We start from the raw sequence: 16,134 nt of genomic DNA on the forward strand, positions 1-16,134 counted from the left end.
GGCTGTCGGTCTGCGGCGGGGCCGCAAGAGTCAGAGCCTAGTAACGTTTGGCGGCTTTCGGGTTGGCGGCGACGTCGCGCTCCACCTCGGCATGGACCTTGCTCTCCGTGTAGAAGGAGAGGAACGGCACCACGCCTCCTAGTGCGATGGTGATGAAGCGGCTGAAGGGCCAGCGCATGAGCGACCAGAGACGGAAGTCGGCGAAGAGGTAGACCACGTACATCCAACCGTGCACGATGAGAATCGCCAGCGATACGTTGAACCCGTCGGTGATCTCCGCCCGGTTCAGCAACGCAATTCTGTTAGAGGTGCCGTCGAGCAGCGTGCCACCGACGAACAACTCGAGCTTCCAGAAGTACTTGACGATCATCTCGAGCACGAGCAGGAGCAGCATTACGCCGGTGGCGTAGGCCAATACCTTGTAGAAGCCGGCCGCGGCGCGGATCTGCGCGGGCGTGCCACCGAATTTGCGGGGCGCGGTATCTGGGGTGCTACTCATCGTCCTTGTCCTTCTGTGAGGTTGAAAGTTCATCGGTGCCCTGTGAGGCGCCGTCCTTGAAGTGTTGGGCCGCCTTTTCGGCGACGGCGTCCATTTCGCGCTGATAATCATCGCGTACGAGGCGGTACCAGAGGAAGATCGCGAAACCTGCGAAGACTACCCATTCGATCCCGTAGAACACGTTCAGCCAGTTGATCTGGGCTTCCTGCGGTTGTGGCCCGACGTAGATCGGGTCGAGGCCAGCCTGTGTCACCGGCTTGCCGTCGGCCGAAAGTTCATGAGCGGAGATAAAACCAGAATAAAGGGGCAGATCCCAGCGGTTGGCTAATTGCGCCGAAGAAAGCGACTTTAGGCTTGGCTCGCGCAGGTCGTGCTTGAGCTGCGGCCCTTCGGGTGGAAGCAGACGGCCGGTGATATCGATGGTGCCGCTGGGCGCCGGCAACGGCTCGGCTCCGCTGGGCTGCCAACCACGCACGACGGAGATTGCTTCGTCGTCCGGGGCCCCGTCGACCGCAAAGGCGCTCACGGTCCATTGACCGAGTTTCTCGTCGTCGATCCGGTTCGTGATCGCGACCTCGGTTCCGGGCACGAAATGGCCGCTCAAGGTGACGATTTGGTCGGCCTTGTCACCAAACAGTGGGACGCCAGGCTGGTAGAACTCGGTCAGCGCCACGGGCTTTTCGGTGGTCTCTGCCTTGTGCACCGGCTCCGATGAGGAGGAACCGAACTGCCACCCGGAGAGCGCGACGAACACCGTGGAGAGCAACAGGGCTCCGAGCAGCGCGGCGATCCATTTGGGTTTGAAGGCAGTTTTCAGCACAGCTTAACCGTACTTCTATTCGGCGTAGAAGTTGAAATGCCTCGGGCGTGATCTAAGCGGCACCGCCGTCGCTAAGCAGCCTTGGACCTATCCTCGCGGTAGAAGTTCCGGTGGGGTTTGCCTGAGTCCATTTATTGAAGTGGATCCGGCAAGTCAGCATAGCGATGGCCTGCAGACAACACCCTGGTGTTTTCAAAGGCCGAGTGTCGACGACAGGTTAGTTGTACCCTCGCGAATCCTCCTAGCAATTTCATCGGGTTCAAGCCCTCGAGTATCAATCACAAGATCGGCATCAGAAAGCATCCAATTTCGTGACACCAAATAATCCCCTATATGGTCCAAGCGCCATTGCCGGGCACCGGCTTCAATGCAGTCACCGTCTATCCGACGTTTCAAAGTCTGAGCATCCGCATCGAGGACAACGTGCAGAATTGTCTCATCAAGCTTTTCGAAAGTATTCCGCAGTTCGAGCCAGTAGCTGTGTCTCAAAACGCTTTGTACTGCAATCAAGCTTTGACCGGTATGCCTACTCAGCTGCTGAGCTACTACGGGGACCAACGCTCTCCAAGCCGAAAGATCTTGAAAATCTTCAATGTGCTGGTCCGTTAGGCTCCGGGTCAGCATGAAACCAACCTCTTCCGGATCGAACAAACGGAAGTCATCGCAATCGGTCACCAACGCGTGAGCTGTGGTCGTTTTTCCGACCCCGAATGTTCCATTGATCCAGATAATCATGGCTAAATCCTATGGGTGTTTTCCGGGCTTTAGGCGTACGCAGCCGCTAGGTAGCCGGCGCTCCGAGCACGCACACCGGCGCAATAAACTTCTGTGCTCGCTAAAGCAAAACTCACCGGCCAATGGCTCCGAGTGGGGAGCCAATGACCGGTGGGTGTTGCTTGCAGGGCTACTGCTGAGGGCTAATAGCGATCTGCCTCGTAAGGCGAGAGCACCACGTCGACCTGCTGGAATTCCTTCAGCGTCGAGTAGCCGGTGGTGGCCATGGAACGGCGCAAGGCACCGACCAGGTTCGAGGTGCCGTCGGTGTGACGCGATGGGCCGTAGAGCACTTCCTCGAGTGGGGCCACGGTGCCCACCCGGGCGTGGTCGCCACGCGGGCTGGATTCGTGAACGGCTTCCATCCCCCAGTGCCAGCCGGCACCCGGTGCTTCTTCGGCACGTGCCAAGGCGCTGCCGAGCATCACGGCGTCGGCGCCCATGGCCAGAGCCTTGACGATGTCGCCGGAGGAGCCGAGGCCGCCGTCGGCGATGACGTGCACGTAGCGTCCGTCGGACTCGACCATGTAGTCGCGGCGGGCCGCGGCCACGTCGGCGATGGCGGTGGCCATCGGGGCGTGGATGCCCAGGGTGCGGCGGGTGGTGGAGCTGGCACCACCGCCGAAGCCCACGAGCACGCCGGCGGCACCGGTGCGCATCAGGTGCATGGCCGGGGTGTAGCCGGCCGCGCCACCGACGATGACCGGGACGTCGAGTTCGTAGATGAAACGCTTGAGGTTCAGCGGCTCAACGGTCTGCGAGACATGCTCGGCCGAAACGGTGGTGCCGCGAATGACGAAGATGTCCACGCCGGCGTCGATCACCGACTGGTAATGCTCCTGGGTGCGCTGCGGGGTGAGCGAACCGGCCACAACCACGCCGGCCTCGCGAATTTCGGCCAGACGGGCGCCGATGAGCTCGGGCTGGATCGGTGTGGCGTAGAGTTCCTGCAGCTTGGCGGTGATCGTCGGATTGCTGCGCTGGGCGGACTCCTCGCGCAGGGCGGCGATTTCGCGTAGCACCGACTCCGGGTCCTCGTAGCGGGTCCAGAGGCCCTCGAGGTTCAGCACGCCCAGGCCGCCGAGCTTGCCCAGGGCGATGGCGGTGGCCGGGGAGGTCACCGAGTCCATCGGGGCGCCGAGGATCGGGGTATCGAACTTGAAGGCGTCGATCTGCCAAGACACCGAGACGTCCTTCGGGTCGCGGGTGCGGCGGTTCGGGACGACCGCCACGTCGTCAAGGGAGTATGCCTGGGTGGCGCGCTTGCCGCGGCCGATCTCAATCTCGTTAGTCACCACACTAGGTTATCAAGTTCGCGGCCAGCCCCTGGGCGCATTGCTCGAGGTTGCGGGCGGCCTGCCCTTCCGCGTCGGCGATACGTTGCAGGCTATGCCCGGCGGCGGTGAATGCCTCGGCCCGCGACTCCGGGTCGATCTGAGCGGAGAATTGGCCGATCAGCTCTTCCCATTGCTCACCGAGGCGCTGGTAGGCGGCCGCGTGTTCGGCGAGGTCTTCGAGACCGGGCAGCGCGGCGGCTTCGTCGAGGAACTCCGCGTAGAGACCACGCAGACCTTCGGGGCCGGCCAGCCGGGTCTCGGCGAAGGAAGCACAGAACTCGTCGAAGACGGTATTGATGCGTTCTTCGGTGGTCAGCAGGGCGTTGAAGCCGCGCAGTGAGTCGGTGTCGGCGAACTTCTCCGCCAGCCAACGCATGCCGGCGATGCCATAGTGGCGCGCCAGGTGTGGCGGAACAGAACGCGACTCGCGGTGGCCCAGCAGGTAGCCGGTGGTCGCTTCGATGGACTGCAGAATATTGCCACGAAGCGTCTCCAGTTCCGGTCCGCGTGTGGTTGGCACCCAGGCCTGCCAATGCTTATCGCGTTTGCGTGAGGCACGAGCGGTGGCTAGGTCTTCGGGGGTGATCGGTGCCAGCGAGCCGGAGCCGTCGTCGATGAGCAGAAACTGCTCGTGCTCCCCCACCACGGCCACGTCGATGGTGTCCTGCGGGTCGATCCCGTCGTCGGCCACCCAGGGCAGGGCGTGGACGGCGACGCGCACCACGACCGCCCGGCCGGCGTCCAGTCCGGCGTCCAGGTAGTCCGCGGCGCGTTCCGGTGAGTTGGTGGTGCGCTCGTTGATGGTGGCGCCGCAGCGTGCCAACAGGGTGGCGGTGAAGGGTTCGCCGTGCGAGCGGGTCATGAGCGTGGCGCTGGGCTCGTCCTCGTCGAGGTGGGTGAAGGCAGTGAAACCGATGCCTCCGGCCAGCCCGGCGAGTAGTTCTTGGCTCAGCGGCTGCCCGGTGAGTGGGTGGGTGACCCCGGCCTGGGTCAAAACACGCTGCCAGAGAGCGGCGTCGTACTGCACCACATGTTCGGGCGCCGGATACTCGGGTAGTTCCTCTTCCTCGACGGCAGATGCCACAGACTGCGGAGTGGGCTTGGGTTTGGCCGCGGACTTGGCGCCGGTGCCGGGCTTGGTGCCGGTGCGGGCGGCCGCGGCGCGCACAGCCTTCGGGCTTTCGGGCTTGCCCTCGAGAATGTTCTTGCGTGCGGTGGTGTAGCTTTCACCGGTGCGCTCCATGCGGGCACGCACCTGCTTCTTGATATTTTTCGGTTGGGCCACGACCCGTCCTTCCCTCACGCCGGTGCCCGTGGGTGGTTGCGCCACGGGCGCGGTCCGCGTGGTGCTGTACGCCGTGGGGCGTGGGCGGACCGAGGCACCATTCTACGGGGCATGAGAGCAGGGACAGTATCGGGGCGTTAGGCGGCGAGGTCGTCCCAATAGGTGTTGCGGCGCGGCTTTTGTTCCGGGTCCAGGTGCGGTGGCAGGATCACCCACGGCAGCCCGTCGCGGAAGATCAGTTTGATGCGGCCGGAGTCGTAGTCGAGGTGATGGCCCAGACAGCCGGGCCCGAGGTTGCTCAGGCAGGTTCGCCCGCCCTTATGCCATGGGTCGATGTGGTGAAACTCCAGGCGTTCGGGTGGTTCGGTGCAGCCCGGCACGAGGCACCCGCGGTCGCGGGCGAGCACGGCCCGTTTGAGTTTGTCCGGGACGATGCGTTGGGATCGCCCATAGTCCAGTAGTTCGCCACGCCCGTTGAAGATCGCTGGGAGCAAGTTGGCGTCGCAGAGCAGTTGGCGAAGTTGGCCGGGTGGAAGTTTGGCTCCATGAGCGGTGCGGGCATCGCCGGCGGCGAGGTCGCGTAAATCCTCGATGCGTAGGTGCACGATGACTTCCGGACGTATCGCCGGATAGTTGGCTCCTGAGTCGCTTGGGAGCAGTAGGCGGGGCGCCTGGCTCGTGATTGTCGGTTGTCGACTGGTCAGTGTCTGCGCGTCGCCGGTTGCCCGTTGGCTTCGGAGGTCGAAGGTCAGCAACGCGAGCAGGGCGTTCAAGCCGCGTTCGGCCACGGTGGCCTCGGCTGCCGGTTCGTCCTCCCAACGTTGTGCCTCGGCTCCCTCGGGCAGGAAATCGGGCGTGGCCGCGTCGGCGGCCGTGGGATCGGTGCCCGCTTCGGCGCCGGGATTGGGGTTGCGGCGGGCCGCTTGGCCGGCCTTGGTCCGCGGGTTATTGGCGTGGGCGAGGAAGGATTCGAGCCGCTCGGCCTCGAGGGTGCTGACGCGTAGCAGGTACTCGCGAGTTAGGGTGCTGCGTTCGGGGAGCCGGAAGAGCCCGCGACGGAGTGCAACCGGATCGCTGGTCTCCGGGTCCTCGGCCGCGGTGGCGACCAACTCGTTGATGTGCCGGCGCGCCTCGGGGACGCTGGTGGCGGTGCTGAGCACTTGCGCGGCATGTTCCTCGATGGCCCGGCCGTCGTGATGCCGCAGGGTGGGTGCAGTGGTTTCGCCGTCGAAGCTGGTATCAGGCGGTTCGTGCTTGGCGATCTTGGCGCTGGTTTCCAGTACGGGTTCGGGGTTTTGCTGTGGGTCGGCAAAGAGCGCGGCCAAGTGTGTGAAGCGTGGGGGCAGTGAGGTGCCGGTAGCATCGCGGCGGGCAATGAGGTCTGCGGCGTCGGCGACCCGGCGGCGGGCGGAGGCCAGGGGTATGCCCACCCAGCTGGCCAGCAGTTGGGCCGGTGTGCCGAAGAGCGGACGGCCGGTGCAGAATGTGGCCGGGGTGTTGATGTCCGGTGGGTTCTGGCGCAGGGCGTCGAATTCCTCGGCCTGCATCAGGTGGGCGTTGCTGGCCGCGAGCCGGTCGGCGGCGAGGATGCGTAGCCGGGTGCTTTCATGCCCTAGGGACTCGGCCATGCTGGCCAATTCGAGAGCCAGCCGCGGATCCTCGCAGGCGGCCATGTCTTCGCGCAGTTGGTGCAGGAAGGCGATGCCCAGCTCCCCCAGCGCGCGTAGTTGGGTCCCGTCGCGCGCGGGCGTGCTCTGCCCCGGTACCGGGTCGAGAAGCTCGCGCAGGATGTCGACTCGCTGCGCTGGGGCCGTGTAATTCATGGGCCCAGCATCACCCCGTGCGGCACGGAGGCTGCCCGGCCGGCGTCGAACTGTGGAAAAGCCCTCGGTGGCGGGTGCGGTGAGGGTGGTTAACGCAGAACTCCCCGCCGGCCCTGCGCGGTGCCGGGCACCGGGCGGGGAAAGCGGGGAGTTCTGCTGAGGTGTTCGTCCGAGGAGAGGCTGTGGCCTAGCGGCGGTAGTTCGGGGCCTCGACGGTCATCATGATGTCGTGCGGGTGCGATTCCTTCAGGCCGGCGGCGGTGATACGCACGAACTTGCCGCGTTCCTTCAGCGCCGGGATGGTCGGGCCGCCCACGTAGAACATGGTCTGGCGCAGGCCGCCGACCAGCTGGTGCACCACGGCCGAGAGCGGGCCGCGGTAGGGCACCTGGCCCTCGATGCCTTCGGGGATGAGCTTCTCGTTGGTGGGCACGTCGGCCTGGAAGTAACGGTCCTTGGAGTAGGAGGTGTTCTTCCCGCGGGTCTGCATGGCGCCCAGCGAGCCCATGCCGCGGTAGGTTTTGAACTGCTTGCCGTTCATGAAGACCAGGTCGCCCGGGGCTTCGGCGGTGCCGGCGAGCAGCGAGCCGAGCATCACCGAGTCGGCGCCGGCGACCAGGGCCTTGCCGATGTCACCGGAGTGCTGCAGGCCGCCGTCGGCGATCAGCGGCACGCCGGCCGGGATGGCGGCCTTGGCGGATTCGTAGATGGCGGTGACCTGCGGGACGCCGACACCGGCGACCACGCGGGTGGTGCAGATGGAGCCCGGGCCCACGCCGACCTTGATGGCGTCGGCGCCGGCGTCGATCAACGCCTGGGCGCCCTCGCGGGTGGCGGCCTGGCCGCCGATGACGTCCACGTGGGCGGCGGCCGGATCGGCCTTGAGCTTGGCGATCATTTCCAGCACACCCTTGGAGTGGCCGTTGGCGGTGTCCACGACCAGTGCGTCCACGCCGGCGTCGATCAGCGTCATGGCGCGCTCGTAGCCTTCGCCGAAGAAGCCGACGGCGGCGGCCACGCGCAGGCGGCCGTCCTCATCCTTGGTGGCCAGCGGGTACTGCTCAGCCTTGTCGAAGTCCTTGACGGTGATCAGACCGGTCAGTCGGCCCTCGTCGTCGACCAACGGCAGCTTCTCGATGCGGTGGGTGGAGAGCAGCTCGATGACCTTCTCGCGGGCCACGCCCTCGGTGGCGGTGACCAGCGGCATGCCGGTCATGACCTCGTAGACCTTGGTGGTGAGGTAGTTTTCGCGCGGCACGAAACGGGTGTCGCGGTTGGTGATGATGCCGAGCAGCTTGCGGTTTTCGTCGACCACCGGCAGACCCGAGACGCGGTACTGGGCGCAGAGCTCATCCCATTCGGCCAGGGTGGCGCCCGGTGCGACGGTGACCGGGTCGGAGATCATGCCCGACTCGCTGCGCTTGACCTGGTCCACCTGCTTGGCCTGGTTCTCGATGGACAGGTTGCGGTGGATCACGCCGATGCCGCCCTGGCGGGCTAGTGCGATGGCCATGCCGGCCTCGGTGACGGTGTCCATGGCGGCCGAGGAAATCGGCACCTGGATGTTGATGCGCTTGGTGAAGCGGGTGGTGGTGTCCGCATCCGAGGGGATCACGTCCGTGGGACCGGGCAACAGAAGCACGTCGTCGTAGGTCAGTCCTTCGAGGGCAAAGGGGTTGAACTCAGTCACGGGTGGTGAACCTTTCAAAGCGGGTAGCGGAGGTTGCTTCAATGGTAGAGGTATTTGCGCTTTCCCACGATGCCGCACCGAGCGGGTGTGGCGAAGCTAACGTCTCGCGTCCGCGGCCTTGGCCAACGCCTGCCGGTAACCGCGGGCAATTGGCTCGGCGGCGCTCTTGATGAAGGTGCGTGAAAGGTGCTCATTGTCGATGTACACCAGCACGTTGCCGATCACCGCCTTGCAGGTGCCCTCCGGGCAGAGCAGCTCGGAGAAGTCCAGCGGTACGAGCTGTCCGGGATGCTTCCGATCCCAGCTGACCGTGCGCAGCGGGTTGGTGTCGGCGAGCTTCTCGCTGCGCGGGGCATCGCAGCTGGCGATGTCCTTCTTGTTCTTTTCCACGCAGTCCGGGATCCGGTAGTCGTAGCGCGGGGTATCGCGCAGCGCCACCACGGTGGCCCCGTACTCCAGCAGCGGTTCGATCACCTCGCGGTAGCCGCTGACGATGTGCTCGCGGTCGGCGGCGGTGCGCCCGAATTCGTCGGGTTCCGGCTCGGTGCGGGTGCCCACGGTGATGACTTCCTTGGGCTTGCGCTGGGCGAGGTAGTCGGAGGCGGCCTGTTGGAAGTTGGCGCAGGATTCGGATTCCGCGGCGTCGTCCGGGGAACCGAAGCGGCAGCCCGGGTGGTGCAGCATGGTCCAGGTTTTGCCTTCGGCCTCGATCGCGGCGGTGAGCGCCACGGAGAAGTGCTGCAGGTGGGAATCGCCCACGAGCACCACGTCGGTGGTGCCAGTGGCATCCGGGGACTGGCGGCATTCGGCCAGCCGGTCGTCCTCGGGTGCCGGGCCGGGCAGGCAGTCGATGCCCGGGCTTTGCCACTGGTCATCCAATTCGGTGCCCAGCGGCAGGGTCAGCGCGGTGCGTTCGGGCTGCCAGTTGGCCTCGGCGGCGGCCCCGGGGTTATCGGTGATCGGCGACTGCGAGGCGGCGATCGCGGCCCGGTGATCCAGCGACTGCTGCCAGGCGGCCAGCGGCACCGCGGCGAGCAGCACGGCCAGTCCGGCGGCGATGACCTGGCGGCCCACCGGGCGCCAGGAGAAGTGCCCGCCGGGCTGTTCGCTGAAGCTTCGCACCGGCTTCTCGACATAGCGGGTGCTCAACCAGGACAGCCCGATGGCGGCCAGAATGATCGCCAGGCCGGAGAAGGCACCGAGCTGCGGCACCCCGAGCAGTTCGAGGGTGATCACCAGCAGCGGCCAGTGCCAGAGGTACATCCCGTAGGACAGGTCGCCGAGGCGGACCAGCGGCCCGAAGGAAAGCAGGTAGGCCGGGTTGCGCTTCTCCGCGGCGGCCGGGGCGATGATCAACGCGGCGGCGGCCAGCGTCGGCACCAGGGCCAAGTAGCCCGGGAAGCGTCCCTGCACATCCAGCCAGGCACCGCAGCTGACCAGCACGGCCAGCCCGGCCCAGCCGGCATAGCGGCGCAGCACCTCGGGAAGCTTTTGGAGCAACGGGAGCGCGATGGCCAGCAGCGAGCCGAGGGCGAACTCCCAGAGCCGGGTGCCGGTGTGGAAGTAGGCCAGCTGCTGGTCGGCGTTGGTGAGCCGAATGGAGAAGCTCAGCGAGGCGAGGAGGACGGCCCCGAACACTCCCCCGGCGATGAGCGCCAGCGGGATCTTGCGGGCGGTGAGTCTCCAGAGCAGCACGGCCAGACCGATAAGTAGCGGCCAGAGGATGAAGATTTGCCCTTGGACGGAGAGTGACCAGAAGTGTTGCAGCGGGGAGGCCGAGAGATTGTTGAAGGCGTAGTAGTCCACGCTGGTGTCGGCCAAGAACCAGTTTTGCCGGTAGAGCAGGCTGGCGCGGCCCTGATCGATAATGTCGGGCCAGCGTTGGCTCGGTAGCAGCCACCAGCTGGCCACGGCGGTCACCGCGATCACCAGGGCGGCCTGCGGGATCAGGCGGCCGAAGCGTCGGGCCCAGTGGGCCGGCAGGTTCAGGCGTTGCCCGCGCTGTGCGGCGCGCAACAGTGAGCCGGTGAGAAAAAAGGCCGAGAGCATCAGGAAGACGTCGACCCCGCCGGAGACACGGGAGAACCAGATGTGGTAGCACATGACCAGCAGCACGGCGAGGGCACGCAGGCCCTGCACGTCGCTACGGTGTGTGGAAGCTACGGGACGGGTCGGCGTCGAGGTGCTCGGCTCTCTCACGTTGTGGCTTTCTGGCAGGCGGCGGGTGTGCGGTACGCCTCCCCACGAGGCGATCCAACCCACAAGTTTACCAATTCGTGATCTTTGGCGGAAAACAACGGCGGCAAGCCCGCGATGACGTGGTGCATCGCCGACTTGCCGCCGTTGATTGGATTTATGACCGGCCGGTCACGACCGCCTAGTGGGCGTGGCCGTGGCCTTCCTCAGCGTTCTCCTCCGGCTTTTCGGCCACGAGGGTTTCGGTGGTCAGCACGAGCGCCGCAATGGAGGCGGCGTTGCGCAGAGCCGAACGGGTGACCTTGACCGGGTCGATGACGCCTGCGTGCAGCAGGTTTTCGTACTGGCCGCTGCGGGCGTTGAAGCCCTCGTTGGCGGGCAGTTCGGCCACCTTGGAGGCCACCACGGCGCCGTCGAAACCGGCGTTGGAGGCGATCCAGAACAGCGGCTGCACCAGGGCGCGGCGCACAATGGCCACACCTGCGGCGACGTCGCCGTCCAGACCGGTCACCGAGGCGTCGGAATCCAGCGCCTTCAGCGCGTCGACCAGGGCGGTACCGCCACCGGCGACGATGCCCTCTTCGAGAGCGGCGCGGGTCGAAGCCACGGCGTCCTCGATGCGGTGCTTACGCTCCTTGAGCTCCACCTCGGTGGAAGCGCCAACCTTGATCACACCGATGCCGCCGGCGAGCTTGGCCAGGCGCTCGGAGAGCTTCTCGCGGTCCCACTCCGAATCGGTGCGGTTCAGCTCTGCCTTCAGCTGGGCGACGCGGTCGTTAACATCTTCCTCGGTACCGGCACCATCGACGATGGTGGTCGAGTCCTTGGTAATGGTCACGCGGCGGGCCGAGCCGAGCACCTCGGTGCCGACCTGGTCCAGCTGCAGGCCGAGCTCCGAGGAGACAACCTGGGCGCCGGTGAGGATCGCGATGTCCTGCATCATGGCCTTGCGGCGGTCGCCGAAGCCCGGAGCCTTCACGGCTGCCACGTTCAGCAGGCCGCGCAGCTTGTTGACCACCAGGGTAGACAGGGCTTCGCCCTCGACGTCCTCGGCGATGATCAGCAGCGGCTTCTTGGTTTCGAGCACCTTTTCCAGCAACGGCAGGAATTCTGCCACGGTACCGATCTTGCCCGGGTTGATCAGGATCAGTGCGTCTTCGAGGACGACTTCCTGACGCTCGACGTCGGTGACGAACTGCGGCGAGAGGTAGCCCTTGTCGAACTGCATGCCCTCTGTGACCACGAGCTCGGTGGCTGTGGTGGAGGATTCCTCGATGGTGATCACACCGTCGGTGCCCACGGTCTTGAAGGCCTCGGCGAGCAGGTCACCGATTTCCTCGGACTGTGCGGAGATGGCGGCCACGTTGGCCACCTTGTCCTCCACGGCCACGGCGTTGGCGGCCAGTGCCTGGGAGACGACCTCGGCGGCCAGCTCGATGCCCTTGCGTATCTCGCCCGGGGCCGCGCCGGCGGCCACGTTCTTCAGGCCCTCGCGGACCAGTGCCTGGGCGAGCACGGTGGCGGTGGTGGTACCGTCGCCGGCGACGTCGTTGGTCTTGGTGGCGACCTCCTTGGCCAGCTGCGCGCCAAGGTTCTCGTAGGGATCTTCGAGATCGATATCGCGGGCGATGGTCACGCCGTCGTTGGTGATGGTCGGGGCGCCCCAGGTCTTGGCGAGCACCACGTTACGGCCGCGTGGGCCGAGGGTGACCTTCACGGTGTTTGCGAGCTTGTCGATGCCCGCTTCGAGGGCGCGGCGCGCTTCCTCGTTGAATGCTAGCTGCTTAGCCATGCATTGACTCCTGAATGCTAGAGGTCCTAAACGACGCCAAGCCCCGCACCGCTTCGTAGGGTGCGGATCGCGGGGCTTGGTCGGTTTATGTGGGGTGCGTCGTTACTTAACGACGACGGCCAGCACGTCGCGAGCCGAGAGCACCAGGTACTCCTCGGCGCCGACCTTGACCTCGGTGCCACCGTACTTGGAGTAGAGCACAACGTCGCCCTCGGCAACGTCCAGCGGAATGCGGTTGCCGTTGTCGTCGACGCGACCCGGGCCCACGGCTACAACGGTGCCCTCCTGCGGCTTCTCCTTGGCGGAGTCCGGGATCACGAGGCCCGATGCAGTGGTGGTGACGGCTTCGACCTGCTTGATGACAATGCGGTCTTCGAGCGGCTTGATGGAGACGGACACGGTCTCTCCTTTTCGTGTATGAACCAATGGTTGTAGGGAAAGCGCCCTATGGCATTGGACCAACCGTCGTCGCGGTGCCAGTTGGCGGTATCCAGTCAGGCGGTGTGCGCGCATTTGCATGCGCGGCACCTATGGATGACTTTAGGCCGAGCATTAGCACTCGGTCAAGGTGAGTGCTAATGCTCGGCCCGTGTCGTGTCCGGCGAGCGCCGCGGCTACCGAAAGCCGCAGCCAAGTGGAGGCGTTAGCGACGTGCGGATTCCGCCGGTTCGTCGATATCCGCCGGGGAGCTCAGGTCCATCGCGGAGAGCGTAACCATCTTGGACTTGGTCACCAGGCGGTGACCGATCCACAGGGCCAGGAAGACCGGCAGGCCGATGTAGGCGGAGAGTACTTCCAGGCCACGGCCGGCCAGTACGGCCTCGTAGTTCTGACCGGCGATGACGATCAGCAGCATCGCGAAGGCCACCAGTGGGCCGAGCGGGAAGAACGAGGCTTTGTAGGGCAGGTCGCGCACATCTCCACCCTGGGCAATGTAGCCACGGCGGAAGCGGTAGTGCGAGATCGCGATACCGACCCAGACGATGAAGCCGCAAAGACCCGAAACATTCAGCAGCCAGGCGTAGGCGGCACCCTGACCGACCAGCGCGGTGAGGAAGCCGAAGAGTCCCACGGCGGCGGTCGCCATCAGCGCGGTCATCGGTACGCCGCGACGGTTGAGCCTGCCGAAGGCCTTCGGGGCCTTACCGTCCAGCGCCATCGAGTAGAGCATGCGGGTGGAGGCGTAGAGCCCGGAGTTACCGGCCGAAAGGATCGCGGTCAGGATCACGGCGTTCATCAAGGCGGCGGCGAAGGCGATGCCGGCGTTCTCGAAGACCAGGGTGAATGGCGAGGAAGCTACGTCGGTTTCCCCACTGGAGAGCAGGCTCGGGTCGGTGAGCGGAACCAAGCAGCCGATGACGAAGATGGCGCCGATGTAGAAGATCATGATGCGCCAGAACACCTTGCGGATGGCCTTGGGTACTTCACGGCGCGGGTTCTTCGCCTCGCCGGCGGCCACGCCGACCAGTTCGGTGCCCTGGAAGGAGAAGCCGGCGATCATGAACACGGAGATGATCGAGAGCCAGCCACCGTGGAAGACGTCCTTGGCGTCGCGCCAGTTACCCAGCGGGTCACTTTGTCCGCCGATGATGCCGAAGATCATCAGTGTGCCGGCCACCAGGAAGACCACCACGGTGACGACCTTGATCATGGCCAGCCAGAATTCGCCTTCGCCGAAGGCCTTGGCCGAGAGGGCGTTCAGTCCGGTCAGCAGGGCGAGGAAGACACCGGCCCAGACCCATCCGGGAACCTGCGGCAGCCAGAAGTCCATCACAATGCCTGCGGCCACCAGTTCGGCGGCCACGGTGATCGCCCAGTTGAACCAGTAGTTCCAGCCGATCGCGAACCCGAAGGAGGGTGAGACGAAGCGGGTGGCGAAGGTTTGGAAGGAGCCGGCCACCGGAATCTTGGCGGTCATCTCCCCCAGCGACTGCATCAGCAGGAAGACCATGAGGCCGACCGCGGCGAAGGCAACCAGTGCACCGCCGGGACCGGCGGCGGCAATGCTGCCACCCGAGGCCACGAAGAGGCCGGTGCCGATGGAACCGCCAATGGCGATCATTTGCAGGTGACGGCTGCTGAGGCCTCGCTTGAGTTCGGAGGCCCCTGCGGGCCGTTGGCGCGTCGTTGCGCTTGGGTTCGCGTCCGGCGATTGCTCGGCCGGCGCGTGGTCCTGATCCAGAATTACTTTGCTCACGGTGATATGGAACACCAAAGCGAGGGGCTCTTGCGACTTGAATCACAGGGGTGGCGGCGCGGCGCAGCGAGCTCAAGAGCCCGAAGGTGCCGCAACAGTCAGAGCGCGGCCCGAAGCGACGGTGCACGATACAGCCAGCGGCTGGATGCTCCGTTCAGTCCGATACATTGATCATGAAATGTGACGCATTTACTAATGCTCACCCAAGTGAAGCATTAGCAATGCTTGCTCTGACTTTTCACATATTTCACCTATTCAAGAAGCATTTCAGAAGTAGTCTCGTGAAGTCGCTTATGTTTTTGGGTCATGGAACACGATGAATCGCCAGCGACACAATTGCGTAATATTTCGCGGCGCTCTGGGCCCCGCGACTCCGATAGGCTGGAAACATGGCCCAGGCTTCCAACGACCCCACGCTCAAAGACCAGTTCGCCGCCCTGCTCAGCCCAGCCGGGTGGGAGTTGCTAGCGACCATTGACCCTTCTTCGGTGGGGTCCAAGGACGCGGCCTGGACCGTCAATGAGAAGCTCCGCAAGGCTGGACACGACCCCGACGTGGTGCGCGCGGTTCTCGCACAGGCTCAACTGCGCTTCCGCGCCCGGGTGAAATTCGGCCCCTTTGCCGACTCGCTGATCTTTACTCCCGCCGGACTGGAACAGGCCACGCGACTAACCATCGCCGGGCTGCATGCGCGGCGCTTCACCGAGGCCGGAGCCCAACACGTAGCCGATCTAGGATGCGGCATCGGTGCGGACTCCATTGCGCTGGCCAGCGCCGGGCTCGAAGTCACCGCCGTGGAACTCGATGAAACCACCGCAGCCGCGGCCACCCTCAACCTCATGCCCTTCGAGAACGCGCGCGTAGTGCATTCGCGCGCCGAAGAAGTGAACCTGGACGGAATCGACGGCGTCTGGCTTGACCCGGCCCGCCGCGAAGAGCGCCGCGGTTCCACCCGGCGCCTCTTCGACCCCGAGGCCTTCTCCCCTCCCCTGTCCTTTGTTGAACAGCTAGTCGATGACGGATACAAGGTGGCGGTCAAGCTCGGCCCCGGTCTCCCCCACGAAGCCATCCCAGAGGATGCCGAAGCACAGTGGATCTCCGATCACGGCTCGGTGATCGAAGCGTGCCTGTTCTTCGGAGCACTTCGCCGCTCAAAAGTCTCCCGCGCCGCGCTGGTGATCGACAGCGGGGGTGCACACGAACTGACCAGCGACCATCCGGCATCCGCCGATGCGCCGGCACCGGTTGGCGCATTGGGTGAGTACATCTACGAGCCAGATGGCGCCGTAATCCGTTCCCACCTGATCGGCGCGCTACTTGAACAGATCGGCGGACGGCTGTTAGACGAGCACATCGCCTACTTCACCCACGATCAGGCACTGTCCACACCTTTCGCGCGCGGCTACAAGGTCAAAGCCGTGCACGACTACAACGTGAAGAAGCTACGCGCCTGGGTGCGCACCCAAGGCATAGGGACGCTGGAAATCAAGAAGCGCGGCGTGGACGTCACGCCCGAAGAATTGCGCAGGCTCCTTTTAGCCGGTGCCCCGAAATCTGCCAAGGGCAAAGCGACCTTGATCCTTGCCCGTATTGGCGATCGTCGAGTGGCAATCGAGGCCGAAGCCCTCTAGTGTGCTATCTCTCCGACGCATATGTCGTCACTTTTAGGCCAAGGTGCCGAAGAGAAAACTAAACTAGTCACAGATCGTCCCCGCACGTCC

12 protein-coding genes are annotated in these 16,134 nt (G+C 65.1%); 1 reads left to right on the forward strand and 11 read right to left on the reverse strand.

The annotated features are described in order from the left end of the window. Positions 1-37: 37 nt before the first annotated feature. The 11 genes from ACJD00_RS11175 to ACJD00_RS11225 form a co-directional block, all read right to left on the reverse strand. The gene (locus tag ACJD00_RS11175) at positions 38-499 is read right to left on the reverse strand and encodes a DUF3817 domain-containing protein (RefSeq protein ID WP_418907064.1); all 462 of its coding nucleotides are present in this window, start codon (positions 497-499) and stop codon (positions 38-40) included. Beyond that, the gene (locus tag ACJD00_RS11180; RefSeq protein WP_418907065.1) at positions 492-1,319 is read right to left on the reverse strand and encodes an SURF1 family protein; all 828 of its coding nucleotides are present in this window, start codon (positions 1,317-1,319) and stop codon (positions 492-494) included. Before ACJD00_RS11180 ends, ACJD00_RS11175 begins: the two co-directional genes overlap by 8 nt. Positions 1,320-1,511: 192 nt before the next feature. Then, a complete protein-coding gene (locus ACJD00_RS11185; protein ID WP_418907066.1) occupies positions 1,512-2,054 on the reverse strand; it encodes an AAA family ATPase in 543 nt (180 codons plus the stop codon). 182 nt (positions 2,055-2,236) lie between these two features. Beyond that, positions 2,237-3,388 (reverse strand): GuaB3 family IMP dehydrogenase-related protein, encoded by a 1,152-nt coding sequence (locus ACJD00_RS11190; protein ID WP_309406304.1) that lies wholly within the window; start codon positions 3,386-3,388, stop codon positions 2,237-2,239. 4 nt (positions 3,389-3,392) lie between these two features. Beyond that, positions 3,393-4,715: a DUF4872 domain-containing protein gene (locus ACJD00_RS11195; protein WP_418907067.1), complete on the reverse strand. Its 1,323-nt coding sequence runs from the start codon at positions 4,713-4,715 to the stop codon at positions 3,393-3,395. Positions 4,716-4,852: 137 nt separating this feature from the next. Further along, positions 4,853-6,538, reverse strand: coding sequence for a DUF222 domain-containing protein (locus ACJD00_RS11200; protein ID WP_418907068.1), 1,686 nt, complete (start codon positions 6,536-6,538; stop codon positions 4,853-4,855). Positions 6,539-6,725: 187 nt separating this feature from the next. Continuing rightward, positions 6,726-8,228 (reverse strand): IMP dehydrogenase, encoded by a 1,503-nt coding sequence (gene guaB / locus ACJD00_RS11205; RefSeq protein ID WP_418907069.1) that lies wholly within the window; start codon positions 8,226-8,228, stop codon positions 6,726-6,728. A 96-nt stretch (positions 8,229-8,324) separates the two neighbouring features. Further along, positions 8,325-10,427, reverse strand: coding sequence for an acyltransferase family protein (locus tag ACJD00_RS11210; protein WP_418907070.1), 2,103 nt, complete (start codon positions 10,425-10,427; stop codon positions 8,325-8,327). 178 nt (positions 10,428-10,605) lie between these two features. Beyond that, entirely contained in the window at positions 10,606-12,216 is a 1,611-nt protein-coding gene (gene groL / locus ACJD00_RS11215) for a chaperonin GroEL (RefSeq protein WP_418907071.1), read from the reverse strand. A gap of 102 nt (positions 12,217-12,318) precedes the next feature. Further along, entirely contained in the window at positions 12,319-12,615 is a 297-nt protein-coding gene (gene groES / locus ACJD00_RS11220; RefSeq protein WP_418907072.1) for a co-chaperone GroES, read from the reverse strand. Positions 12,616-12,859: 244 nt separating this feature from the next. After that, entirely contained in the window at positions 12,860-14,413 is a 1,554-nt protein-coding gene (locus tag ACJD00_RS11225) for an amino acid permease (protein WP_418907073.1), read from the reverse strand. Between the two features lie 389 nt (positions 14,414-14,802). Between ACJD00_RS11225 and ACJD00_RS11230 the strand changes: the two genes are divergently transcribed. Next, complete coding sequence (locus tag ACJD00_RS11230) at positions 14,803-16,044, forward strand: THUMP-like domain-containing protein (RefSeq protein ID WP_418907074.1); 1,242 nt, start codon at positions 14,803-14,805, stop codon at positions 16,042-16,044. Positions 16,045-16,134: the final 90 nt, after the last annotated feature.

Origin of the sequence: Glutamicibacter endophyticus, from assembly GCF_048457885.1 — a bacterium.
Taxonomy (GTDB): Bacteria; Actinomycetota; Actinomycetes; order Actinomycetales; family Micrococcaceae; genus Glutamicibacter; species Glutamicibacter endophyticus.

Bases quoted from the DNA above. Each gene is read 5' to 3' on its own strand.
- groL (WP_418907071.1), bottom strand. From the start codon at position 12,216: ATGGCTAAGCAGCTAGCATTCAACGAGGAAGCGCGCCGCGCCCTCGAA.
- ACJD00_RS11175 (WP_418907064.1), bottom strand. From the start codon at position 499: ATGAGTAGCACCCCAGATACCGCGCCCCGCAAATTCGGTGGCACGCCC.
- ACJD00_RS11230 (WP_418907074.1), top strand. From the start codon at position 14,803: ATGGCCCAGGCTTCCAACGACCCCACGCTCAAAGACCAGTTCGCCGCC.
- ACJD00_RS11185 (WP_418907066.1), bottom strand. From the start codon at position 2,054: ATGATTATCTGGATCAATGGAACATTCGGGGTCGGAAAAACGACCACA.
- ACJD00_RS11200 (WP_418907068.1), bottom strand. From the start codon at position 6,538: ATGAATTACACGGCCCCAGCGCAGCGAGTCGACATCCTGCGCGAGCTT.